The sequence below is a fragment of the Albimonas marina genome (assembly GCF_029223255.1).
Classification (GTDB): domain Bacteria; phylum Pseudomonadota; class Alphaproteobacteria; order Rhodobacterales; family Rhodobacteraceae; genus Albimonas.
This window is the reverse complement of the sequence record NZ_JARHUC010000004.1, coordinates 40,004-61,269: the sequence shown is the minus strand read 5'-3', so window position 1 is coordinate 61,269 and position 21,266 is coordinate 40,004. Positions and strand designations below refer to the sequence as shown.

The following is a 21,266-nucleotide window of genomic DNA, read 5'->3' as shown; positions in this document are numbered from 1 at the left end:
AGGCGGGCGCTCCCGCAGGCGGCCGCGGGAGCGCCCGCGCCGCACGCCCGCCCGTGGCGGCCCGGTCAGGCGAAGAGGAAGTCGTCGAGCGTCGGCGCGTCCGGGCCGCCGTCGTGGCGCAGGTCGAGCAGGCCGCCGTCGTCGAAGCGCACCCGCAGGCGGCCCTCGCCCCGGTCGACGAGGGTCAGGTCCTCGGGCGCATAGCCGGCCCCGGAGAGGTCGACGACGTCGACCCCGACCTCGAAGTCCATGATCCGGTCGCCCTGGGGCGCGCGATCGAAGACGAAGCGGTCGGCGCCCGCGTCGCCCCACATCCGGTCCGCGCCCGCGCCGCCGCCGATGACGTCGGCCCCGCCGCCGCCGTGGAGCGCGTCCGCCCCGGCGCCGCCGTCGAGCGAATCGCGGCCGGCGTCGCCCAGGATCTCGTCGGCCCCGGCGCCGCCCGAAAGCGAATCGTCGCCCTCGCCGCCCAGGACCAGGTCCGCGCCGCCGCCGCCGCGGATCGCGTCGTCGCCGCCGTCGCCCGACAGATCGTCGCTCCCCCCGCCGCCCTTCACCCGGTCGCGGCCCTCGCCGGCCTGCACCGAATCCGCGCCCGCGCCGCCGGTCAGCGCATCCGCGCCGCGCCCGCCGTAGAGCGTGTCGGCGCCGCCGCCGCCGCCCAGCGCGTCGCGCCCGGCGTCGCCGTCGATGGCGTCGCGCCCGCCGCGCCCGCGCAGCACGTTGTCGGCCGCGTTGCCCACGATCACGTCGTTTCCGGCGCCGCCGGTCGCGTTCTCGATCACCACGCCCTCGGCGATGGTCCTGCCGCCGGGCGAGAAGCGGGCGGAGGAGACGAAGCCCCCCGCCGCGTCGCCCTTCAGCGTCGCCGCGCGCAGGTCGAGCGTCGCGCCCAGCCCGCCGTTCTGGCGCAGCTCGTCCACCCCGCCGGTGTCCCAGATCGTCTGGAAATAGGTGCCGCGCTGCTGCCAGTGCGGCAGCCGGTAGACGTCGTCGCCCGCGGCCGTCGTCTCGTTCGCCCCGTATTTCGCCTGCAGCACCGCGATGTCGAGCGCGCCGGGCCCCGCCATCTTGCCCCAGGCGTTGCGGATGCCCACGCCGCCGTCGCCGTCGGGGCCGCCCTGGTTGTAGCTCATCACCGTGAAGACGGACTTGTTGAGCCCCAGCCGGCCGTAGTCGTCGAAGGGCTTGCGCACGCCCTTCATCAGCTCCGAGCGGCCGCCCCGGTCGTGGGGGTGGGCGAGGCCGAGGCCGTGGCCGAACTCGTGCACCAGCGTCTCGAAGCCCAGGCCCCCGGTCTCGAGCCCGCTGCGCTCGCCCGCCTCGGGGTTCCAGCCGGCGCCGTTGGAGTTGAAGGCGCCGACGCCGGCGCGGGTCTCCTTGGGCGGCAGGAACCAGCCCAGGTTGTTGCGGGAGCCGAAGTCGTCCAGCACGAGCTTGAAGTCGGCCTTGCCGGGGCGCGAGACCTCGTGGAAGCGCAGGTCCGCGACCTCGGAATAGATCTCCAGCGCCGCCATGGCGCGGGATTTCTCGTAGGCCGACCAGCCCTCGGACGTGGTTCGGGCGAAGGTCTCGCCGCGCTCGGCGAAATAGACCGCGACGTCGTTGGTGCGCACGCGGGTGCCCCAGTCGATCGAATCGAGCGGATTGCTGTGGAATCGTCCGAGCTTCGGCATCGCGCGGGGTCCGGGCGCCAGGAGTGAAATCAAGGAAGCGCGGCCGGCGCCGCGAACCGAACGGGTCTGGGACCGGCTTCGCCGGAAAGCCCTTGCGGAACAAGAGACACGCAAAGGTTCATGAACGGTTTCACGTCGCCGTGTCGCCGCCGTCACGGCGCATGCGCGCCGGGAGGCGCGCGACAAGGCCCCGGCCGGAGCGCTCGCCGGGCGCCGCGGAGCGCCTCCGCGCGGGGCCGATCCCGCCGGCGCCGGTTGACGCCCCGCCCGCGACTCGATATGGAACGCGCCTCGAATTCGGGCGCGGCGCGGGACAGGTCCGCGCGCCCCTGCGTGCACTTGAAACAAGGACGGAAAACGATGTCCCGTCGCTGCGAGCTGTCCGGCAAGGGCGTGCTGACCGGCCACAACGTGAGCCACTCCAACATCAAGACCAACCGGCGCTTCCTGCCGAACCTGAACCAGGTGACCCTGCAGAGCGAGACGCTCGGCCGGTCGTTCCGGTTCCGGATCTCGGCCTCGGCCATGCGCACGGTGGACCACCGCGGCGGTCTCGACGCGTTCCTCGCCAAGGCGAAGGACGGCGAGCTGTCGCCGAAGGCCCTGAAGGTCAAGCGCGACATCGAGAAGGCCCAGGCCGCCGCCTGAGCCGTCCGCCCGGCCCGCGCGCCGGTCGACGCCGAAAGCCCGGCCCCGGACGATCCGGGGCCGGGCTTTCGCATGTCCGCTCCGCGGCGCCAAGAGCGCGGGACGGACGGCGACTGACCCGCGGGAGAGGCGCCGCGGGGACGCGGGGAGGTCGGCTCGCCCGTCTCCGGCGCAACCTGCGCATCCGTTCGCCCGCCTCCGTCGCGACTCGCGCGGCCCCTCGCCCGACGCAGGCGTCCCCCGACGCACGCCCCGGCGGCCCGGCGCGCCCGCCTCCGCGAGGCCTGCCCCTCCCCCCCGATTCCCGGCCGCCTCGCACGGCCCGCGCCCTGGGCGGCCCCCCGCCACCCGCGCCGTCGCCGGCCCTGCGCCGCGGGCGCGCGGCCGCCCACGGGCGGGCGCGGGGCGCGGCGCCCGGCCGCCCCATGCGGCGCCGCGGCCCTTACCTCGCGGCCCCGAACCGGCTAGACAGCCGCCATGTTCCGGGGCGCGCTCATCGGCCTTCTGGCCCTCGTGCTGGCGCTGCAGGGCGTGGCCCTGCGCGCGGCGCCCTTCGCCGCGCCCGGCGCGGCCGCGCCGGGGATGGAGCTGCACCTGTGCTCCGGCGGCACGATCACGCTGGGCCCCGACGGCGCCCCCCTCGATCCGGCGAGCGAGCCTGCGGACCCCCACGGGACCTCGCATCTCGGCTGCCTCGACTGCTGCCTCGCCCCAATCGCCCTGCCCGAGCCCGCCGCCCAGGCGCCGGGCCGCAGCCTCGACTCCTCCGCGGTCGAGCCCCTCGCCGACGCCCCCGCGGGCGACGGCCTGGCCGGCCCCTCGGCCTGCGCCCGGGACCCGCCCTCCGCCTCCTGACGCCCCAGATCCCTTCCAGATCCCGGACCCAGGAGTCGGACATGACCCGCACCCTTTCCGCCGCGGCCCTCGCCGCCCTCTTCGCCTTCCCCGCGCTCGCCGCCGACGTGAGCGTCGCCGACGCCTACGCCCGTTCGGCCAACCCCAAGGTCGCCGGCGCCTTCCTGGTGCTGGTCAACCACGGCGACGCGCCGGTGAAGCTGGTCGACGCCCGCTCCGACGTCGCGAGCAAGGTCGAGCTGCACACCCACGTCATGCAGGACGGCATCGCCAAGATGCGCCAGGTCGAGGCGATGGAGATCCCCGCCCATGGCGAGCATCGCCTGCAGCGCGGCGGCGACCACGTGATGATGATGGGCGTGCATGAGCCCCTGAAGCAGGGCGACGTGATCGCGGTGACGCTGGTCTTCGACGACGGCGACACGCTCGACGTCGAGATCCCCGTGGACAACGAGCGCCAGGACATGCCCGCCATGGACCACGGCAAGATGAACCACGGGACGATGAAGCCCACCAACTGAGGCCGCGCCGGGCGCAATCCCGGCCCGTCTCCGCGACGCCCCGGCCCCCGGGGCGTCGGCGCCCCGCCGGGCGCCCGGCTTTCCGGTCGGGGACCCCGCGGGCCCTCAGCCCGCCAGCACCTCGTCCACCCAGGCCGGCACGATCTCCGAGGCGAGGCCGTTGCGCGCCTCGTGGAAATAGTGGGCGCCTTCCGAGGGCTCGAGGTTCAGCTCCAGCGTCCGCGCGCCGTTGCCGCGCGCCTCGGCCACGAAGCCGGCGGCGGGGTAGACCGCGCCCGAGGTGCCGATCGACACGAACGTCTCGCACATCGCCAGCGCCGCGAAGCACTCGTCCATCCGGTAGGGCATCTCGCCGAACCAGACCACGTCGGGACGCACCCGGGGCTTGGCGCAGCGGGGGCACAGGCTCTCGACCGTCATCTTGCCGCCGGGCCACTTCCAGCGATGTCCGCAGCCGGCGCAGAGGCCGTTGGCGAACTCGCCATGCATGTGGATCAGCTCGGCGGGGTCGGCGCCCTCGGCCTCGGCCGCCTTCTCGTGCAGGCCGTCGACGTTCTGGGTGATGATCAGCACCTCGCCCGGCCGCTTCGCCTGCAGGCGTGCCAGCGCGAAATGGGCGGCGTTGGGCTCGGCCGCCTCCGCCCGCTCCCTCCGCATGTCGTAGAAGTCGAGCACCATGACCGGGTCGCGGGCGAAGGCCTCGGGCGTGGCCACGTCCTCGAGCCGCACCTGCGTCCACAGGCCCCCCACGTCGCGGAAGGTGCCCATCCCGCTCTCGGCCGAGATGCCGGCCCCCGTCAGGATCACGATGCGCGGCGTCATCATCGGCGCGTCCCCTTTCGTTTCCGCCCTTCGGCTGGGACAGTGGCACGAGGCGACGGGGCAGCGGAACCCCGCGCCCATCCCGGACCGGAGGCCCCATGACCCGCCTGCTCTTCGTCTGCCTCGGCAACATCTGCCGCTCCCCCGCCGCCGAGGGCGTGGCCCGCGCCATGGCCGAAGCCCGCGGCCTGAGCGTCGAGATCGACAGCGCCGGCACCGGCGGCTGGCACGCGGGCGAGGCCCCGGATCCGCGGATGCGCGAGGCCGCCCTGCGCCGGGGCTACGACCTCTCGTCCCTGCGCGCCCGCCAGGTCCGCCGCGCGGACTTCGCCGACTTCGACCACGTGCTGGCGATGGACGAGGACAACCTCGCCGCCCTCCAGCGCGCCCGCCCCGCCGACGCCCGCGCCGAGCTGAGCCTGATGCTCTCCCACGCCCCCCACCTGCCCGAGCGCGAGGTGCCGGACCCCTACTACGGCGGCCCGCAGGGCTTCGACCACGTGCTCGACCTGCTGGAGGCCGCGGTGGCGGGGCTGCTGGACCGGGTGGAGGCGCAGGGGCGCTGAGGCGGGGCTCGCTTGACGCCGCGCGATCCGTTAACACTTCTGAACGAGATTGAACGGAACAGGATCGCCCGATGATGAATTTGCTCGTCGCCGCCCTTGCGGCCGGCGCCCCGGCTTCGCCGTCGGCTCCCGCCGCCACGACGACCTCGCAGGCCTCGGAGCTCGCCCACGCCGGCGGCTGCCGCAAGAGCTCGCCTCCCGGCCAGTGCTGCCATGCGGGCTCCCAGCCCTACCACTGCCACTGAGGAACGGCGCGCCGCCATCGCGACCCGAAGGCGCCCCGGGCTTGACCCGGGACCTCGTGCGCGCCGCCCGCCGCGGTGGGCGAAAGGCGGCGCCACCGCCTGACCACCCTTCCGGCCGCCCCTGCGGCACGGCCGGGCGCGCATCGGCTCAGGCCTGGGAGAATCCCTTGCGCGGGCGGCTGCGGGCAGGGACGCCGACGGCCACGTCGCCCGGGGGGACGTCGCGGGCGACCACGGCGTTGGCGCCGATCACCGCGTCGTCGCCCACCGTCACGTCGCCGATGATCACCGCGCCCACCCCCACCTGCACCCGGTTGCCCAGCGTGGGGCGGGCGTTCAGGTCGTCGAGATCCGCGATCCCCAGCGTCGTGTTCTGCCGCAGCATCACGTCGTCGCCGATCCGGCGGGCCGAGATCACGATGCCCCCGAAATGCTCGAACTTCACGCGCCGGCCCAAGGGGATCGAATAGGGCAGCTCGATCCCCCCGATCACCTGCGCCAGTTGCCGAAGCGGCACCGGAACACCGCCCAGAAGCCCTGCGCGAACAGGTCCCCGTCGTGGGTCGCCAGATCCTCGCGCACCAGCGCCCGGAAGGAGAGGCCGGACGGGTTTACGAAGATGAGGGTCCGCCGCCGAGAAGGCAGGCGCGGGCGAAATCGGCGAGGAACCGGGGCGGGCGGCGGGTCGCGGGCTTTCCTCGCACGCGGCGCTGGAGGTCGCCCAGCACGATGCCCGTGATCTTGGCCAGGGCCGCGGCGCGCGCGTAGGGCGCGCCGTGGTTCTTCGTGTAGTATCGCCGCCAGGAGTCGAACCAGTAGGCCGGCATCGGGCCTTCCTTGGCCTTGTTGTGCTCGATCCCGGTCGAGGCGCCCTCGATATGCATCACCTGGGCGCCGGGGACATGCCAGATCTCCCACCCCGCGCGGCGGGCCTGGAGCTGGTAGTCCACCTCCTCGAAGTAGAGGAAATAGGCCTCGTCCAGCGGGCCCTGGGCCTCCAGCAGGCGGGCGTTGATCATCATGCACGCGCCCGAGACCCAGTCGCAGGGGACCGGGACCTCGGTGTCCTCGATCAGCATCGGCCAGCGGCGCTGGACGACGCCCAGCCCGAACTCGCCCGAGAACTCGCGCATGGCCGAGGGGAAGTGCAGGGCGGCGATCCAGGTGGAGCCGTCCTCGTTCTCCAGCCGCGCGCCGACCACGCCCACCTTGGGACGGGCGAACATCACGCGCACCATCTCCTCGATGGCGCCGGGGCGGAGCTCGGCGTCGGGGTTCAGAAGCAGGATCGCGTCCGGCGCCCAGCCCAGCGTCTTCGCCTCGGCGAAGGCGAGGTTGTTGCCCGCCGCGAAGCCGCCGTTGACGGGGGAGCGGACGAGGCGCACGGCCTCCGGCGAGCCCATCGCCTCGAGCCCCGCCGCCAACCGGTCGCCGTCGCCGCCGGGCGAGGCGTTGTCGACCACGATCGCGACGCCTTCCTCGAACCGGGCGAGCTCGGCCAGCAGGGCGGGCAGGCCCGCGAGGACCAGCTCGGCGGCCTTGTAGTTGACGGTCGAGACGGCGATGCGGGCGGCCAGCGGGTTCGCGGACAGGTCCGCCCGCGGCGCGGTCGCCGGCGCGTCGAGTTCGATGGTCATGTAGGCCGCGCTCTCCCCTGAGCCGAAGCGCCCGCTGCGGCGGGCGAACTGTCGCCGGACCATATGAAATTCGGCGCGCCCTCGCCACAGGGCGCCGTGCGACGCGACGTCCGCGGCGCGATCAGGCCAGCAGGGCCGCCAGCACCGCGTCCAGCAGCGCCCGACCGCGGGCGGTGGCGCGCAGCCGATCGCCGTCGCGCACGACCAGCCCCTCGGCCTCCAGGCCCGCGATCCGGGCCTCGGCGATGGGCGCCCCGGCGAGGCGGGCGTAGCGGGCGAGGTCCGCGCCCTCGACCAGCCGCAGGCACATCATCAGGTACTCGATGGCCTGCTCGTCGGGGGCGACGGGGGCGGTCTTCAGGTCGTGGCCCTGGGCGGCGACCTGCGAAAGCCAGGCGGTCGGGGCGCGGCGGGTCTCGGTGGCGAGCCGCGCTTCGGGCGTGGTGATCCGGCCATGCGCCCCCGGCCCGACGCCGGCGTAGTCGCCATAGCGCCAGTAGACGAGGTTGTGGCGGCTCTCGGCGCCCGGGCGGGCGTGGTTCGAGATCTCGTAGGCCGGCAGGCCGGCGGCCTCGGTCAGGCCTTGGGTGATCTCGTACATCTCGGCGGCGCGGTCGTCGGTGGGCAGGCCGCGCAGGCGGCCGCGGGCGTGCAGGTCGCCGAAGCGGGTCCCGGCCTCGATGGTCAGCTGGTAGAGCGACAGGTGGTCGATGGCCATGGCCAGCGCCTCGGCCAGCTCCGCCTCCCACTGGGCGGGGGTCTGGTCCTGGCGGGCGTAGATCAGGTCGAAGCTGACGCGGGCGAAGGCGGCGCGGGCGACGTCGAAGGCGGCGCGCGCCTCGGCGGCGGTGTGCATCCGGCCGAGCTTCTTCAGGTCCGCGTCGTTCAGCGCCTGCGCGCCCATCGAGACGCGGTTGACCCCGCCCGAGGCGTAGCCGCGGAAGTTCTCCGCCTCGATCGAGGTGGGGTTGGCCTCCAGCGTGATCTCGGCGTCCGGCTCGAACCCCCAGAGGCGGTCGGCCTCCTCGATCAGGGCGGCGACGGTGGCGGGGGGCATCAGGCTGGGCGTGCCGCCGCCGAAGAACATCGAGCGGGCGCGGCGGGGGCCGGTCAGCTCGCGGGCCGCGCGCATCTCGGACAGCAGCGAGCGCCGCCAGGCGTCCTGGTCCACCTCGCGGCTGACGTGGGAGTTGAAGTCGCAGTAGGGGCACTTGGCCAGGCAGAACGGCCAGTGGACGTAGACGCCGAAGCCCCCCGCCTGCCAGTCGGCGGCGGCGGCCGGGTCGTCGCGCCCGGCGCTGGGGACGGGGATCGGGGTCATGGGCGGCAACGCCTCTGCTGGGGGCGCCCCGGACCGGATCCGGGGCCTCTGCCACATCGGCCGCGGGAGGCCCCGGATCAAGTCCGGGGCGTCGCGGGGGGCGGGCGTCGCGACGAACCGGCCCCGCGGGACGGGGTCAGCCGCGGGCGGGCAGGATCTCGGCGGAGAGCTTGGCGAAGGCCTCGGCGCGGTGCGAGATCAGGTTCTTCTCGGCCTCGGTCATCTCGGCGAAGGTGCGGCCGTCGCCGGCGGCGGGCTCGAAGATCGGGTCGTAGCCGTGGCCCTGGTCGCCCCGGGCGGGCCAAGTGACATGGCCCTCGGCGGCGCCGCGCACCGTCTCGACATGCCCGTCCGGCCAGGCCACCGCCAGCACGCACACGAAGCGCGCGTGCCACGGCGGCGAGGCGTTGACCTCCAGAAGCGCGGCATGGGTGCGGGCCATGGCGCGGGCGAAGTCCCGGCCCTGGGGCGTCTCGGCCCAGTCGGCGGTGTGCACGCCGGGCGCGCCGCCCAGCGCGTCGACCTCGATGCCCGAGTCGTCCGCCAGCGCCGGCAGGTCCGCGGCCTTCGCCGAGGCCAGCGCCTTGATCGCGGCGTTGCCCTCGAAGGTCTCCTCGGTCTCGTCGGGAACCGGGAAGTCCAGCTCCGCGGCCGAGACCGTCTCGATCCCCCAGGGCGCCAGCAGGGCGCGGATCTCGGCCACCTTGCCCGCGTTGTGCGAGGCGACGACGATCTTCTTCGCGTCCAGCCGGCGGGTCATGGCCTCAGCCCCCGATCGCGGATTTCTGGGCGGCGACGAGCTGCGCGATCCCGGCCTCGGCCAGATTCAGCAGCGTGTCGAGCTCGCCCCGCGAGAAGGTCGCGCCCTCGGCCGAGCCCTGCACCTCCACCAGCCCACCGGCGCCGGTCATCACCACGTTGGCGTCGGTGCCCGCGTCGCTGTCCTCGGCATAGTCGAGGTCCAGCACCGGCTTGCCGTTGAACACCCCGCAGGAGACGGCGGCGACGTGCTGGGAGATCGGGTTCTCCTTCAGCTCGCCCGCGTCCACCAGCTTCTGGGCGGCCAGCCGCAGCGCCACCCAGCCCCCGGTGATCGAGGCGCAGCGGGTGCCGCCGTCGGCCTGGATCACGTCGCAGTCGACGGTGATCTGGCGCTCGCCCAGCATCACCCGGTCGGTGCCCGCGCGCAGCGAGCGGCCGATCAGGCGCTGGATCTCCTGCGTGCGGCCCGACAGCTTGCCGGTCGAGGCCTCGCGCCGGTTGCGGGTGTGGGTCGCGCGCGGCAGCATCCCGTATTCGGCCGTCACCCAGCCAAGGCCCGAGTTGCGCATCCACGGCGGCGTGCGCCCCTCGATCGACGCGGTGCACAGCACGTGGGTGTCGCCCATGCGGATCAGGCAGGACCCCTCGGCATGCTTGGTCGCCCCGGTCTCGATCACGACGGTGCGGAGCTGGTCGGGCGCGCGGCCGGATGGGCGCATGTAGGAACCTCGGCGATGATTTCAGCCCGGGGGGACCGGGCGTCCGGCGGTCTCTTACCGCCGCGGCCGGGGTGGGAGCAACCCGGCGCTGCGGGAGAAGCGCTCGCGGCGGCCCGGAGCAGCGCCCCGCGGCGCCAGGCGCGCCAAAGGCCCTTCGCAACCCGCCCGGAACCTGATTTCAATTCCGGTGCGGACGCGCGCCAGGACGCAGGACGCCGCGCGACGGGGGAGGGGGGGATCGCATGGATCAGATCGACGAGGGCGAGCCGCCAGAAGCCGCCTCGCCCTACGACGGCCCGGCGCTGCTGCACGTCGGCTATATGAAGACCGCCACCACCTGGCTGCAGAAGCAGGTGTTCAACCGCCCCGAGTTCGCCGCGACCTCGCGGCGGGCCGGGAGAACCGGGCGCCCCCTGCCCGCCCGCCCCCCGAAGGACCGCGCCAACGTGCGTCGCGGAGGCGCGGCCCTGATCGTGGCGCGCACGCTGAACGCGGTGGTCACGCGAAGCCCCCTGACGCCCCGGCGCTCGCTCGCCGAGCGCGCGGCCAAGCGGCTGCTGCGCGTCGTGGACCGGGCCGCGCCCGCCGCGCTGGACCGGCGCATCGTCGAGGGCTGGAGCGCCCGCATCGCCGCCCGCTACGCCGGCAGCTTCGCCGAGAGCAACCGCCGGCTCGAGGCGCTGACCGGCCTCGACCTGCGCCCCTACGGCTACCAGTGACCGCCGCGGCGTCGAACGAAGGTTCCAGATGACCTTTTCGACCGAACAATCCCCCAGGGACACGGCCGAGCGGCGGATGCTGCGCGGCGATCCGCCCGACGTCCGCTCGCCTCGCGCGCGCCGCCTCGCGCGGCTGGCGCTGCTCGCGCGGCTGCTGTCGCTGCCGGCGTTCGCGATGGCCCTCGCCGCGGGCCTCGGCCTGCTCGCCGCGCTCGCGGTCTTCGCCGGCGCGCTGCCCGAGAGCTGGCGCGCGGGGCGCTGGAGCGGGACGGTCGCCCCCTTGCCCGAGACGCCGGGCGCGATGCTGCTCGCGGCCGGCGCCGGGCTCGCGCAGGTCGCCTTCCTCGCCCTCCTCGCCTGGACGCTGTGGCGGGCGGGAGGCTGGTTCCGCCTGCTGGGCGAGGCGCCCCTGCGGCGGGCCGAGGCGGCGGATGGGCTGGGCGCGCTGGGGCGGCTGACGGCGCTGGTCTCCCTCGCGGGCCTCGCCGTCGCGGCCCTCGCGACGCCGGGGGCGCCGGCGGCAGGGACGGGCGGGCGTCCGACGCTCGACCTGACGCCGATCCTGGCGGCCGTCCTCGGCCTGCTCGTCGCGGGCGTCATGCAGGCGGCGGCGGAGGAGATGCGCCGCGGTCCGCGCGGCGACGAGACCGGCGGCGGCCCGCGCGCCTGAGATCGCCCCCGGACCACGCAGCGACGGCGGGGCGAATTGACCTTGCCCCCGCCGCGCCATACCTCTCAGTCAGGACGGTTCGCGGGCGCGCCCCGCAATGAGCGCGCCAGGAGAGAAAGCACGACGCCGACATGACCGCGCAAAGCGTGACCCTGGGGGATCTGAACGACCGCAGCCGGGCGATCTTCCGGCAGTTGGTGGAGACCTACCTCGAGACCGGGGACCCGGTCGGGTCCCGCACGCTGTCCAAGGCGCTGGAGCAGCCGCTCTCCGCCGCCACCGTGCGCAACGTGATGCAGGACCTCGAGGAGATGGGCCTGCTGGGCAGCCCCCACGTCTCCGCCGGCCGCATCCCCACCCAGCATGGCCTGCGCATGTTCGTCGACGGGCTGCTGGAGATCGGCGACGTCCCCCCCGAGGAACGCCAGCGGATCGAGCGCGGCATGAACGAGGACCACGCCGACGTCGCCGGCGCCGTGGCGCGCGCGGGCGCGCTGCTGTCGGGCCTGACGCACTCGGCCTCCCTCGTGCTCGCCCCCAAGACCGAGGCCGCGGTCAAGCACCTGGAGTTCGTCACCCTCTCCGACGGCGCCGCGCTGGTGGTGCTGGTGACCGAGGACGGGGCGGTGGAGAACCGCGTCATCACGCCCCCGCCGGGCGTCACCCCCTCGGCAATGCGCGAGGCGGCGAACTTCCTCAACGCCATGCTGCGCGGGCGCACCCTGACCGACGCGGCGCGCGCCGTCTCCGAACAGATCTCGCTCCGCCGGCAGGAGCTCGACACGCTCGCCGCCGGCCTGGTGGAGCAGGGGATCGCGGTCTGGTCGGGCGACACCGGCGCCGCGGGGCCCGAACGCCTGCTGATCCGCGGGCAGTCCAATCTCCTGGAAGGCATGGAGGGCGAGGCGGAGCTGGAGCGGATGCGCCGCCTGTTCGACGACCTGGAGCGAAAGAAGGACCTTCTCGACCTGCTGGAGCTCGCCCAGGACGGCGAGGGCGTGCGGATCTTCATCGGCTCCGAGAACAAGCTCTTTTCGCTTTCGGGTTCCTCTCTGGTCATCGCTCCTTATATGGACGCGGAACGCAGAATCATCGGCGCGCTCGGAGTCATCGGCCCGACGCGCCTCAACTATGGCCGCGTGGTGCCGATCGTGGACTACACCGCCCGCCTGATGGGGCGGGTGGTGACCGACAGGCGCCGCGGCTGAACGCATGGAACGAACGACGATGAGCGCACAGGAACAGGGCGGCCGCCGGGTCGAGACCGAAACCGAGACCGCGGAGGACCGCGCCGAGGACCAGGGCGAGACCTGGAGCGAACATGCCGTGAGCGAAGGCGCCGGCGACACGGAAGAGGCCTGGGCCGAGGACGCCGCGATGCACATCTCCGACGCCGAGGGCGCCGGCGTGGTCGAGGAGGACCCGCAGGACGACCTCGAGGCCTCGCTGACCCAGGCGCTGGCCGAGCGGGACGAGCTGCGCGACCGCCTGATGCGGGCGCTGGCCGAGACCGAGAACGTGCGCAAGCGCGCCGAGCGGGACGTGAAGGACGCGCAGGCCTACGGCGGCACCCGGCTCGCCCGCGACCTGCTGGACGTCTACGACAACCTCGGCCGCGCGCTCGACGCCGCCGACGACGGCGCGAAGGCCGCCGCGGGCCCGGTGATGGAGGGGGTCGAGCTCACCCGCCGCGCCCTGCTCGCCGCGTTCGAGAAGCACAAGATCGAGGCCGTGGCCCCCGAGATCGGCGACAAGTTCGATCCCAAGCTGCACCAGGCGATGTTCGAGGCGCCGGTCCCCGACGCCCAGCCGGGCACGGTGATCCAGGTGATGCAGACCGGCTTCACCATCGCCGGCCGCCTGCTGCGTCCCGCCATGGTCGGCGTCGCCGCCGCCGGCTGAGCGGGCCCGCCCCCGCGCCTTTCAGGACCGGGCCGCCCGCGGCCCGGTCCTTTTCGTTCGGAGCCTCCCCGCCGCTACTGCGCGAGCGTCGGCTCCGGGAAGGACCAGGCGCCCTCCAGGATCTCGGCGTGGGGCCGGTAGAGGCGCACGACGTAGCTCCAGCCCGGCGTGATCGGCAGGCAGTTCACGCTCTGCGCCGTGCAGCCGCCGAAGCGCACCTTCACGCTCCCGTCCGCCTCCTTGGCCGCGGTGACGTTGTTGAGCGAGTAGCGCCCCAGGTCGTTCTTCGCGAAGAACCCGTCCGCGTCGTAGACGCTGATCGACCAGAAACCGTCCACCGGCACCTCGCCCACGCTGAGCTCGTAGACCGTCTGGCCGTCGTTCTTCTCCGGCACCACGCCCACGTAGAGCGCGTCCTTGGCCGGGTTGCCGCCCCAGCCGGCGGCGGTGCCGATCAGGTGCTGGACCGGATCGACCTCGTCCTTCGGCCCGAACATGCGCGCCGAATCCAGGCCCCCGTTCGCCGTCCCCAGGTCGTTGAGCGCCTTGCGCAGCGTCGCCGCGCGGTCGAGGTCCCAATCCGGGACCTCGAACGTCGCCCCCGCTCCCTGCTCGATCGTCATCGCGTCCTGCAGGGCGTGGACCTTGTCGAGGTCGGCCGGGTCGCTGGGATCGACGAAGGTGCGCACCAGCATCAGGACGTAGCGGGTCCCGATCTCCTCCTGCGTGAAGCGATGGGCGCCGGGCTCGTAGATCACCGTGGGCGTGTAGTGGTCCTCGTCGATCACCTGCATGCTCATGAACCGTCCGCCCGCCTCGGGCAGGGTCACCGTGGCCGGCCCGGCGCCGAGGTCGATCACCGCCGAGGAATAGAGCGTGTCGCGGTTCATTCGGATCACGTCCTGGGCGTCGATCGCCGCCGGCGCCCGCGCGTGGGAGAATGTGCCCAGCGGCGCGGCCTTCGCGAACTTCGAAAAGTAGATGTCCGTTTCGACCCGTTTGAAATTGTCCACGGTGACCGGATCGGCCGCCGCGGCGGGAAGGGCGTGCAGCAGCAGCGCGCCGGCGGCCACGGCCGCGAGACGACGGATGGACATGGGCGATCCTCCTCCAGAGGGGGCGCGCGCGACTTTCCCGCGCGCCGCCGCCGCGATCCTCTCGAGGTTGTCGCAAGCAAGCAATCGAAACCGCATGAGCTGCGCCGCGCGCGGGCCGACGCTGGCGCCCGTCGCCATCCGCGTCTAGTCTCGCCGCGACCGCCCTCCGCGGTCCCCTCTCCCCCGGCCGGAGCCCGCCCATGATCACCGACCTTCAGCACCTCCGCGACGTGTACGGAGAGCCCTCCCAGCGCGTGCTGGACAAGGAGCTGAACCACCTCGACCGCCACTGCCTGCGGTTCCTCGAGCTCAGCCCCTTCTGCTTCGTCGCGACCTCGAACGGGACCACCGTGGACGTCTCGCCGAAGGGCGATCACCCGGGCTTCGCGCAGGCCGACGGGTCGGAGGCGGTGCTGCTGCCCGACTGGCCGGGCAACAAGCGGCTCGACGGCTATCGCAACGTGCTCGAGAACCCGCATGTCGGCCTGATCTTCCTGATCCCCGGCCTGCGCGAGACCCTGCGCGTGAACGGCCCCGCCACGATCCACGAGGAGGAGGCGATCCGCGCCCGGTTCGAGCACCGGGGCCGCCTGCCGATCACCGTGATGCGCGTCGAGGCGCGCGAGGTGTTCCTGCACTGCGCCAAGGCCTTCCTGCGCTCGGGCCTGTGGGACACCGAGACCTGGCCCGAGAAGGACGCGCTGCCCAAGCCGGGCGAGATGTTCAAGGATCACCTCAAGCTCGACGGCCCCGCCCAGTCGACCGAGGAGATCCACGGCGCGCTGGCCAAGAGCCTCTACTGATGGGCGGCATCCGTTCGATGCCGGTCCTCGCCTGCGCCGAGCCGCAGGCGGTGGCCGAGTTCCTGACCGCAGGCCTGGGCTTCACCCTCGCCGGGTGGTGGCGCGACGAGGCGGGGGCCGAGACCTTCGGCGTCGCGCGCCTGGGCGACGTCACCCTGGGCCTGCGCCGGGGCGAGGCGCCCGTCGCGCCGGCCGGCGACGGCCCCGCCGCCTGGTCCGCCTGCCTCTACGTCGAGGATGCGCGCGACTTCGCGACCCTCGTCGCCGCCAACGGCGTGGCGATCCGCCGGGGGCCCGAGGACACGCCCTACGCCTGCCGCGAGGTCGAGGTCGCGACCCCCGAAGGCCATGTCCTGTGCTTCGTGCAGGACCTCGAGCCCGGCCCCCGCGGCCCGGGGCTCTGAGCCGCAACCGACCCGAAACGACGCGAGGGAGAGCGCCCGCCATGCCCGAAGAGGCCACGGAACCCAAGGGCGACCTCGCCCTGCAGACGCTGGCGATGCCGGCGGACACCAACGCCAACGGCGACATCTTCGGCGGCTGGCTGATGGGGCAGATGGACCTCGGCGCCTCGATCCCCGCGCGCGCCCGCTCCCGCGGCCGCGTCGCGACGGTGCATGTCGAGGCGATGACCTTCCACCGCGCCGTGCAGGTGGGCGACATGGTGACGATCTACGCCGACCTCCAGAAGGAGGGCCGATCCTCGATGCGCTACGGGGTCGAGGCCTGGATCACCCGCATGCCCTCGGGCGAGCGCCACAAGGTGACCGAGGCGGTGTTCATCTACGTCGCCATCGACGAGGAAGGCAAAAGCCGCCCCCTGCCCTGATCCCGTCCGGCGCGAGCCGATGAAGCGAGGGCCGCGCCGGCCCTCGCCCGCGCGGCCCCCTGCGATGTCGAGCCGGCGCGGCCGGCGCCCTCAGTGCAGGTGCAGGTCGCCCGGCGCGCCGCCCGAGCCGGAGCGGCCGCGGGGAACGCCGGGGGCCTCGACCTCCTCGGACGGCTCCTCGGTCGCGCCGCCGGCGCCCGTGCCCACCAGCGCCACCTCGGGCGAGACCTTGCGGGCCTTGCGCACCTCGGGCAGCGATTCCCAGCCGAAGGCATGCTCGCTCGGGCCCTCGCGGCGCAGCCGCTCGAGCTTCTCCAGCGCCTCCTCGGGGGTGGGCCACTGGTCGGGCGTGATCCGCCACAGCACCATGAAGGCCTCGCCCGGCTCCTCGAACCACTCGCGGCGGCGGGCGTGGAAGCGGGCGTGGACGGTGCGGAAGGCGAAGTCGGACAGGGCGTCCGCAGTCTCCCACGCGGTCAGGGTCCAGGTCATGCGCGGATCGCCGGGGAACAGCTCGGGCTCCTCGATCTCGCGCCACAGGAAGCCGGGCGAGCGCTCGGCCAGCAGGTTCAGACGGTCGATGTTGTGCACGAAGCCGCTCATGCGCGGGTCCTGGCGACCCCAGCGCATGCGGGCGATGTTGAACTGGGCCACAGGGCCCGACACGTCGAAGCTCGGGGCTCTCTGGGGGGACATTCGCATTCTCCAGTCGGTCGTCGGCGCGGCCCGACCCCGCTTCCGACGCGCCTCGCGGGCGTCGTCGCGGTTCGGGCGCCTCCGGGCCGGCCGCGCCGCCCCGGGTCGTCGTCTTCGTTCCCCCCCCGGGAAGTCGATCGGGCCGGAGCGTCAGAGCGCCCCGGACTCCTTCAGAGCCGCGATCCGGCCCGCGTCGAGGCCGAGCACTTCGGTCAGGACCTCGTCGGTGTGCTCGCCCAGCATAGGCGCCGCGCGCCGATATGCGATCTTCGAATCCGAAAACTTGATCGGGTTCGCGACGTTCGGAACCGTGCCGGTCGGCGACAGCGGATGCGGCACCTCGACCTTCATGCCGCGGGCGATCACCTGCGGCTCCTCGAAGGTCTTGTCGATGGTGTTGAGACCCGAGCACGGCACCCCGGCCTCGGGCAGGCGGGTCAGCCAGTGCTGGCGCGGCTTCTCGCGCATCCGCTCCGAGATGATCTCGGCCAGCGCCTCGCGGTTGGCGTTGCGGTTGGGCACGGTCAGGAACCGCGGATCGTCGGCCAGCTCGGGCACGCCCAGCTCGCGGGTCAGGATCCTGAACTGGCGGTCGTTTCCGCAGGCCACGATCACCTCGCCGTCGGCGCAGGGGAAGGGCTGGTAGGGCGACAGGTTCGGGTGCCAGGCGCCGGTGCGCTGGGGGACCTGCCCGCCGATGAAGTAGTTCATCGCCTGGTTCGCCAGCCAGCCCACGTGGACGTCGAGCAGCGCCATGTCGATGTGCTGCCCCCGGCCGGTGCGCTCGCGGTGCTGGAGCGCGGCGAGGATCGCGATGGTCGAGTACATGCCCGTGGTCAGGTCGCAGATCGCGATGCCGACCCGCTGCGGCCCCGCGCCCGGCGTGCCGTCGGGGTTGCCGGTGATCGACATGATCCCGCCCAGGCCCTGGATCAGGTAGTCGTAGCCGGGCTCGGGCGCCTTCGGCCCGGTCTGGCCGAAGCCGGTGATCGAGCAGTAGATCAGCCTCGGGTTCAGGGCCATCAGGTCCTCATGGCCCAGGCCCAACTTCGCCAGCCCCCCGACCTTGAAGTTCTCGACCACCACGTCGGCCGTCTTGGCGAGCTCGCGGATCACCTCCTTGCCCTCCTCCGAGCGGAGGTTGACGGTGACCGAGCGCTTGTTGCGGTTGGCCGACATGTAATAGGCGGCCTCGTTGGTGTCGTTCCCGTCCTTGTCCTTCAGGAACGGCGGCCCCCACGAGCGGGTGTCGTCGCCCCCGTCGGGGTTCTCGATCTTGATCACGTCCGCGCCGAAGTCGGCCAGCATCTGGGTGCACCAGGGGCCGGCGAGGATGCGGGAAAGGTCCAGGACGCGAACGCCGTCGAGAGGGGCGGACATGCAGGGGCTCCGGAGCAGGGAAGAGGACGGGCGACAGGGTCGGACGGCGCACCCCGGGTCTGTTCGGGCGGCCGGTTCCGACGGGCGGAATGCGGACGTCGCGGTCGGCGATACGCATTTCGCGACGGCGCGGACGATGCACCGCCGCGCGCCCCAGCGCAAGAAGGCCGCCCGACGCACGGACCCGCGTCGCGCGCGGCCCCGGAGGCGACGTCGCCCCGCCTCGACGCCGGCTCGACGGAGAGGGGGGGAACAGACGGCGGGCCCGTCGCGACCGTCCGGGCATCCAATCCTCGCGAGCCTGGAATACCAGGTGGGCGCCGGGTGCTTCAGGCCACGACCCGAAACAGAGCCAGCTCCCGCGAGAATGAATAGGCCACCAGGATTTGGGCCCATGACGAGAGGGACAGCACCCGCCTGCCCACCCAGATAGTCCCGCCGCCCCCCGTTGAGAACCCCCCGTCTGCGCGGAGTTTTCCCGATCTCCTCGCGCCCCCCCTTCTCGCCGGCCCCCGCGCTCCCCCGCCCCGGGCGTCGACGGCCCCGCCCGTCTCCCCCGACGCAGGCGGCGCCCCCGTCCCGGCCGAAGGCCGCCTCCGCCCCGACCTTCCGGGTTTGCGCAAGGGAATCGCCTCCCCCCTCTTGACCCGCCCCGCCGGCGGGGGTAGGTGAGCGCCCGTCGCCGTTGGGGAATAGTTTAACGGTAGAACAGCGGACTCTGACTCCGTCGGTCCTGGTTCGAATCCAGGTTCCCCAGCCACACCTCCGACAAGCCGTTGAACAGTAAGGACGATCGCCCGATCGTCCTTCTCGCTCGAGTCCCCTGTGGCGCCGACTGTGGCACAGGATGTGACACAATGGCGAAGACGGCGACGGCCCCCCGCGGCTCCGGGCTCTACCTGCGCAACAGCACCTGGTGGGTGCGCATCCGAACGCCCGCCGCGCTCGATCCCGAAGAAAATGCGCTGAGGCGTTACTTCAGATTTTCGACTCGCACCAATTGCCTCTCAGAGGCCTTGCGGGCCGCAGCGCATGTACGCGCTGCGCTCGACCGAGGCTTCGCTCTGGCGAGGTTCGAGATCGGGACGTCGATGGTCGACGCGGTGCAAGTGGAGGCGATGCTGACCCGGCTGGCGCAGAATGCGCTGGCCGCGGCCGAGGCGTCGCGCGCCCTTGCCGGCGTCCGCGACGCGGCACGCGTCGCCGAGGCCTGCCGACGCCATGAAGAAGACCTTGGCCGGTGGCGTGACGCCCTGGCCCGCAACGAGTTTTCGCAACTCAGCGCGAAGGTCGGCCTGGCGGCGACGGAGGCGGGCGTGCCGGCGTCCGCCATGGCCTCGCCGGTCGTGATGCGCGACGCCGCCCGCACGCTCGCGGCCGTAGCGGAAGAGAACATCTCGCGCGAGCATGGCATCTACGCAGGCGACCGCGCCCGGCTGAGCGCCCGCCTCGATGCCGCGGCCACGCCGAGCCACGCCTTCGCGACCTCGCTTCCCGCGCCGATGCCCGTGGCGATTGCTGTTGCGTCAACGCCTCTGGGCGCTGCTCCTGCCTTCGAACAGGCGGCTTCGCCCCAGGGAAATCCGGCCGCCGAGGCGACGATCGAGATGCCTGAGGCCGAGGCGGTCGCCAATCCGCGACCCGCCGCCATCGCAATCCCCATCGCGTCGCCCACGCTCGAGACGCCTCGGGTCGATCATCTCGCCGCGCTCGTGGATCGCCCTGCGGATGCGCGGATCGATCCGAAAGACAGACAGATCGAGCCGGCCGAAGCGCCGAAGACTTCCGCCAAACCGGTCGTCACGAGGGCGCGCGCGAAGACGCGGCAGGTGCGCAAGAAGACCCTGACTCCGAAGTCCCCAAGCGCCTCGGCCAAGCGTCCGAGCGCGTCAAAGCCGCTGACCGAGGCGCAGTGGATCGCGCATTTCAGGACGCCTGAGATGCTCGAAATCCGCAAGCTGCAAGGCGAGGCGCTCTGGGATCTTCCCCTCGACCAGGCGATCGACCTGGAGCGCGGCGTGCGCTCGAAGTTCGGCACGCACACTTCGTGGCTCGAGGCCTCCCTGCGGGGCTTCGACGCCATGGCGAAGCTCGCGACGACATGGTTCGTCGAACACCTCGGCGCGATGCCGCGCGTGCGAGACGTGGCCCTCGCCGACCTCGAGATGTTCGTCGAGGACCTCTCCCGAGTGCCGAACAACTGGAACAAGGGCGAGAAGGTGCAGGGCACGATGCACGAGGTCATCGCGATCGCCGACGAGGCCGACGAGGAGGCGACGTTGCGGATCGAACTGCAGGCGCTCGAACTCGGGTGGAGCGAGGACCGCTGGGAGCAGGAGCTCCAAGCCAGGCTGACCAGGCGTCTTGCCCCGGGGACGCAGTACAAGCACCAGAGCTACCTCAAGGGCGTCTTCGAGATGATCGCGTCGCGCTCCAAGTTCGGTCGAAATCCCATGGAGGACGTGATCTGGTCGAAGAAGCACCTGCGGAAGCTGAAGGACGAGCAGGGCGAGACCCGGACCGCCCTCGGCCCGGACGGCCGCGCCGCGCTCTTCTCGACGAGCGCGTTCACCGCTCCGAGCGACGATGTCGCCGATGCACTGTTCTGGTCCCCTTTGATCGCGCGCTATTCCGGCGGACGAGCCGAGGAGATCCTTCAGCTCGCGCCGGGAGACGTGAAATGGGAAGACGGCGTCGTCATCTTCGACATCCACGCAGGCCCGGGCAACTCGCTGAAGTCGTGCTCTGCAACGCGCAAGATCCCGGTCCACGACGAACTGCTCCGTCTCGGTATCGTGGCCTTGGCGGAGCGCCGGAAAGCGCAAGGCAAGAGGCGCTTGTTCGAAGTGAAGCGCGGCCCCCTCGGCACCTTTTCGTCGTGGTTCTCGAAGCGCTATCACAACTACCGGGTCAGCAAGAAGATCTACGCCCCGGGGAAGGATTTCCACTCGCTGCGCAAGGATTTCTACCAGGCGCTGCGCTCGGCCGAGGTCGACTATCCCATTCGGGTGCACCTGATGGGTCATGCGCTCAAAGACGTGTCGGAGACGAACTACGGCCCCGCGAATGAGTGCCTCGCGGACCTGAAGCGGTGCGTCGATCGGATTGCGGCGGACACGTTGCACATTCGTCCGCGGCTGTAGGCGTCGCCTGCTCGTCTCGCCTTCGGTCCGTCGAAACGCGGGACATCACCCCCAGCGCCGCGGTTCGTACTTCGAGGCGCCCCTATCGTCCGCAAAGTCGCGAGCCGCTCCCCTTCGCTTGTCTGGCTGAAAAGTCGGGACTTGCAGCGCTACGGCAGCGACTGCGTCGCGCTTGAAGCGATGGGGAAAGCCGGATCGCCCGCCGCTGACGGCCGGGCGGCAGCCACGCGGGTGAGCTGCCGCCCGTCCGTCTGC

At 72.8% G+C, this 21,266-nt stretch carries 23 protein-coding genes and 1 tRNA gene; 14 read left to right on the top strand and 10 right to left on the bottom strand.

The window, feature by feature from the left end; translation table 11 throughout:
- Nucleotides 1-65: 65 nt before the first annotated feature.
- Nucleotides 66-1,676 (bottom strand): M10 family metallopeptidase, encoded by a 1,611-nt coding sequence (locus P2H44_RS11785; protein ID WP_275763746.1) that lies wholly within the window; start codon nt 1,674-1,676, stop codon nt 66-68.
- A gap of 360 nt (nt 1,677-2,036) precedes the next feature.
- Here P2H44_RS11785 and rpmB point away from each other — a divergent pair, with 360 nt between their 5' ends.
- From rpmB to P2H44_RS11770, 3 genes are all read left to right on the top strand, one after another.
- The gene (gene rpmB / locus P2H44_RS11780) at nt 2,037-2,324 is read left to right on the top strand and encodes a 50S ribosomal protein L28 (protein ID WP_275763745.1); all 288 of its coding nucleotides are present in this window, start codon (nt 2,037-2,039) and stop codon (nt 2,322-2,324) included.
- Between the two features lie 477 nt (nt 2,325-2,801).
- On the top strand, nt 2,802-3,179 hold the full coding sequence (locus tag P2H44_RS11775; protein ID WP_275763744.1) for a hypothetical protein: 378 nt from the start codon (nt 2,802-2,804) through the stop codon (nt 3,177-3,179).
- Between the two features lie 41 nt (nt 3,180-3,220).
- The gene (locus tag P2H44_RS11770) at nt 3,221-3,700 is read left to right on the top strand and encodes a copper chaperone PCu(A)C (RefSeq protein ID WP_275763743.1); all 480 of its coding nucleotides are present in this window, start codon (nt 3,221-3,223) and stop codon (nt 3,698-3,700) included.
- Nucleotides 3,701-3,805: 105 nt separating this feature from the next.
- On the opposite strand, the gene P2H44_RS11765 is transcribed toward P2H44_RS11770, so the two are convergent.
- A complete protein-coding gene (locus P2H44_RS11765; protein ID WP_275764572.1) occupies nt 3,806-4,522 on the bottom strand; it encodes an NAD-dependent deacylase in 717 nt (238 codons plus the stop codon).
- A 98-nt stretch (nt 4,523-4,620) separates the two neighbouring features.
- Here P2H44_RS11765 and P2H44_RS11760 point away from each other — a divergent pair, with 98 nt between their 5' ends.
- Nucleotides 4,621-5,088 (top strand): low molecular weight protein-tyrosine-phosphatase, encoded by a 468-nt coding sequence (locus P2H44_RS11760; protein ID WP_275763742.1) that lies wholly within the window; start codon nt 4,621-4,623, stop codon nt 5,086-5,088.
- Between the two features lie 71 nt (nt 5,089-5,159).
- The gene (locus P2H44_RS11755) at nt 5,160-5,333 is read left to right on the top strand and encodes a hypothetical protein (RefSeq protein ID WP_275763741.1); all 174 of its coding nucleotides are present in this window, start codon (nt 5,160-5,162) and stop codon (nt 5,331-5,333) included.
- Nucleotides 5,334-5,481: 148 nt separating this feature from the next.
- Here P2H44_RS11755 and P2H44_RS11750 read toward each other — a convergent pair whose 3' ends face one another.
- The 5 genes from P2H44_RS11750 to rph all read right to left on the bottom strand — a co-directional run bounded on the left by P2H44_RS11750 (nt 5,482) and on the right by rph (nt 9,772).
- Nucleotides 5,482-5,850 carry a serine O-acetyltransferase gene (locus P2H44_RS11750; RefSeq protein WP_275763740.1) on the bottom strand — a complete coding sequence of 123 codons (369 nt, stop codon included), beginning with the start codon at nt 5,848-5,850 and terminating at the stop codon, nt 5,482-5,484.
- Between the two features lie 94 nt (nt 5,851-5,944).
- The gene (locus P2H44_RS11745; RefSeq protein ID WP_275763739.1) at nt 5,945-6,970 is read right to left on the bottom strand and encodes a glycosyltransferase family 2 protein; all 1,026 of its coding nucleotides are present in this window, start codon (nt 6,968-6,970) and stop codon (nt 5,945-5,947) included.
- Between the two features lie 121 nt (nt 6,971-7,091).
- Complete coding sequence (hemW, locus tag P2H44_RS11740) at nt 7,092-8,291, bottom strand: radical SAM family heme chaperone HemW (protein WP_275763738.1); 1,200 nt, start codon at nt 8,289-8,291, stop codon at nt 7,092-7,094.
- Between the two features lie 136 nt (nt 8,292-8,427).
- Entirely contained in the window at nt 8,428-9,051 is a 624-nt protein-coding gene (gene rdgB, locus P2H44_RS11735) for an RdgB/HAM1 family non-canonical purine NTP pyrophosphatase (RefSeq protein WP_275763737.1), read from the bottom strand.
- Nucleotides 9,052-9,055: 4 nt separating this feature from the next.
- On the bottom strand, nt 9,056-9,772 hold the full coding sequence (rph, locus tag P2H44_RS11730; RefSeq protein WP_275763736.1) for a ribonuclease PH: 717 nt from the start codon (nt 9,770-9,772) through the stop codon (nt 9,056-9,058).
- A gap of 242 nt (nt 9,773-10,014) precedes the next feature.
- Here rph and P2H44_RS11725 point away from each other — a divergent pair, with 242 nt between their 5' ends.
- The 4 genes from P2H44_RS11725 (at nt 10,015) to grpE (ending at nt 13,063) form a co-directional block, all read left to right on the top strand.
- Nucleotides 10,015-10,491: a hypothetical protein gene (locus tag P2H44_RS11725; protein ID WP_275763735.1), complete on the top strand. Its 477-nt coding sequence runs from the start codon at nt 10,015-10,017 to the stop codon at nt 10,489-10,491.
- Between the two features lie 28 nt (nt 10,492-10,519).
- Entirely contained in the window at nt 10,520-11,161 is a 642-nt protein-coding gene (locus P2H44_RS11720; RefSeq protein ID WP_275763734.1) for a hypothetical protein, read from the top strand.
- 131 nt (nt 11,162-11,292) lie between these two features.
- On the top strand, nt 11,293-12,369 hold the full coding sequence (gene hrcA / locus P2H44_RS11715) for a heat-inducible transcriptional repressor HrcA (RefSeq protein ID WP_275763733.1): 1,077 nt from the start codon (nt 11,293-11,295) through the stop codon (nt 12,367-12,369).
- Between the two features lie 169 nt (nt 12,370-12,538).
- The gene (gene grpE, locus P2H44_RS11710; RefSeq protein WP_462976290.1) at nt 12,539-13,063 is read left to right on the top strand and encodes a nucleotide exchange factor GrpE; all 525 of its coding nucleotides are present in this window, start codon (nt 12,539-12,541) and stop codon (nt 13,061-13,063) included.
- Nucleotides 13,064-13,137: 74 nt separating this feature from the next.
- Here the strand turns inward: grpE and P2H44_RS11705 are convergent, their stop codons facing one another.
- A complete protein-coding gene (locus tag P2H44_RS11705; protein ID WP_275763730.1) occupies nt 13,138-14,160 on the bottom strand; it encodes a DUF1254 domain-containing protein in 1,023 nt (340 codons plus the stop codon).
- Between the two features lie 200 nt (nt 14,161-14,360).
- On the opposite strand from P2H44_RS11705, the gene P2H44_RS11700 reads away from it, so the two are divergent.
- The 3 genes from P2H44_RS11700 to P2H44_RS11690 are packed head-to-tail and all read left to right on the top strand — an operon-like array spanning nt 14,361 to nt 15,792.
- Complete coding sequence (locus tag P2H44_RS11700; RefSeq protein ID WP_275763729.1) at nt 14,361-14,963, top strand: MSMEG_1061 family FMN-dependent PPOX-type flavoprotein; 603 nt, start codon at nt 14,361-14,363, stop codon at nt 14,961-14,963.
- Entirely contained in the window at nt 14,963-15,367 is a 405-nt protein-coding gene (locus P2H44_RS11695; protein WP_275763727.1) for a VOC family protein, read from the top strand. Before P2H44_RS11700 ends, P2H44_RS11695 begins: the two co-directional genes overlap by 1 nt.
- Nucleotides 15,368-15,408: 41 nt before the next feature.
- On the top strand, nt 15,409-15,792 hold the full coding sequence (locus P2H44_RS11690) for an acyl-CoA thioesterase (RefSeq protein WP_275763726.1): 384 nt from the start codon (nt 15,409-15,411) through the stop codon (nt 15,790-15,792).
- 90 nt (nt 15,793-15,882) lie between these two features.
- On the opposite strand, the gene P2H44_RS11685 is transcribed toward P2H44_RS11690, so the two are convergent.
- Nucleotides 15,883-16,488 (bottom strand): DUF3291 domain-containing protein, encoded by a 606-nt coding sequence (locus tag P2H44_RS11685; RefSeq protein WP_275763725.1) that lies wholly within the window; start codon nt 16,486-16,488, stop codon nt 15,883-15,885.
- A 150-nt stretch (nt 16,489-16,638) separates the two neighbouring features.
- Nucleotides 16,639-17,868: a CaiB/BaiF CoA transferase family protein gene (locus P2H44_RS11680; RefSeq protein ID WP_275763724.1), complete on the bottom strand. Its 1,230-nt coding sequence runs from the start codon at nt 17,866-17,868 to the stop codon at nt 16,639-16,641.
- Between the two features lie 686 nt (nt 17,869-18,554).
- Between P2H44_RS11680 and P2H44_RS11675 the strand changes: the two genes are divergently transcribed.
- Nucleotides 18,555-18,628: transfer RNA gene (locus P2H44_RS11675), tRNA-Gln, on the top strand.
- Between the two features lie 97 nt (nt 18,629-18,725).
- On the top strand, nt 18,726-21,011 hold the full coding sequence (locus tag P2H44_RS11670; RefSeq protein WP_275763723.1) for a DUF6538 domain-containing protein: 2,286 nt from the start codon (nt 18,726-18,728) through the stop codon (nt 21,009-21,011).
- Nucleotides 21,012-21,266 lie beyond the last annotated feature (255 nt).

Excerpts from the sequence above, each read along its gene's own strand:
- P2H44_RS11680 (WP_275763724.1), bottom strand. The coding sequence starts at position 17,868 with ATGTCCGCCCCTCTCGACGGCGTTCGCGTCCTGGACCTTTCCCGCATC.
- P2H44_RS11705 (WP_275763730.1), bottom strand. The coding sequence starts at position 14,160 with ATGTCCATCCGTCGTCTCGCGGCCGTGGCCGCCGGCGCGCTGCTGCTG.
- P2H44_RS11755 (WP_275763741.1), top strand. The coding sequence starts at position 5,160 with ATGATGAATTTGCTCGTCGCCGCCCTTGCGGCCGGCGCCCCGGCTTCG.
- P2H44_RS11700 (WP_275763729.1), top strand. The coding sequence starts at position 14,361 with ATGATCACCGACCTTCAGCACCTCCGCGACGTGTACGGAGAGCCCTCC.
- P2H44_RS11775 (WP_275763744.1), top strand. The coding sequence starts at position 2,802 with ATGTTCCGGGGCGCGCTCATCGGCCTTCTGGCCCTCGTGCTGGCGCTG.
- P2H44_RS11770 (WP_275763743.1), top strand. The coding sequence starts at position 3,221 with ATGACCCGCACCCTTTCCGCCGCGGCCCTCGCCGCCCTCTTCGCCTTC.
- P2H44_RS11690 (WP_275763726.1), top strand. The coding sequence starts at position 15,409 with ATGCCCGAAGAGGCCACGGAACCCAAGGGCGACCTCGCCCTGCAGACG.
- P2H44_RS11785 (WP_275763746.1), bottom strand. The coding sequence starts at position 1,676 with ATGCCGAAGCTCGGACGATTCCACAGCAATCCGCTCGATTCGATCGAC.
- rph (WP_275763736.1), bottom strand. The coding sequence starts at position 9,772 with ATGCGCCCATCCGGCCGCGCGCCCGACCAGCTCCGCACCGTCGTGATC.
- hrcA (WP_275763733.1), top strand. The coding sequence starts at position 11,293 with ATGACCGCGCAAAGCGTGACCCTGGGGGATCTGAACGACCGCAGCCGG.
- P2H44_RS11695 (WP_275763727.1), top strand. The coding sequence starts at position 14,963 with ATGGGCGGCATCCGTTCGATGCCGGTCCTCGCCTGCGCCGAGCCGCAG.
- hemW (WP_275763738.1), bottom strand. The coding sequence starts at position 8,291 with ATGACCCCGATCCCCGTCCCCAGCGCCGGGCGCGACGACCCGGCCGCC.
- P2H44_RS11745 (WP_275763739.1), bottom strand. The coding sequence starts at position 6,970 with ATGACCATCGAACTCGACGCGCCGGCGACCGCGCCGCGGGCGGACCTG.
- rdgB (WP_275763737.1), bottom strand. The coding sequence starts at position 9,051 with ATGACCCGCCGGCTGGACGCGAAGAAGATCGTCGTCGCCTCGCACAAC.
- P2H44_RS11685 (WP_275763725.1), bottom strand. The coding sequence starts at position 16,488 with ATGTCCCCCCAGAGAGCCCCGAGCTTCGACGTGTCGGGCCCTGTGGCC.
- grpE (WP_462976290.1), top strand. The coding sequence starts at position 12,539 with ATGCACATCTCCGACGCCGAGGGCGCCGGCGTGGTCGAGGAGGACCCG.
- P2H44_RS11765 (WP_275764572.1), bottom strand. The coding sequence starts at position 4,522 with ATGACGCCGCGCATCGTGATCCTGACGGGGGCCGGCATCTCGGCCGAG.
- P2H44_RS11670 (WP_275763723.1), top strand. The coding sequence starts at position 18,726 with ATGGCGAAGACGGCGACGGCCCCCCGCGGCTCCGGGCTCTACCTGCGC.
- P2H44_RS11720 (WP_275763734.1), top strand. The coding sequence starts at position 10,520 with ATGACCTTTTCGACCGAACAATCCCCCAGGGACACGGCCGAGCGGCGG.
- P2H44_RS11725 (WP_275763735.1), top strand. The coding sequence starts at position 10,015 with ATGGATCAGATCGACGAGGGCGAGCCGCCAGAAGCCGCCTCGCCCTAC.
- rpmB (WP_275763745.1), top strand. The coding sequence starts at position 2,037 with ATGTCCCGTCGCTGCGAGCTGTCCGGCAAGGGCGTGCTGACCGGCCAC.
- P2H44_RS11760 (WP_275763742.1), top strand. The coding sequence starts at position 4,621 with ATGACCCGCCTGCTCTTCGTCTGCCTCGGCAACATCTGCCGCTCCCCC.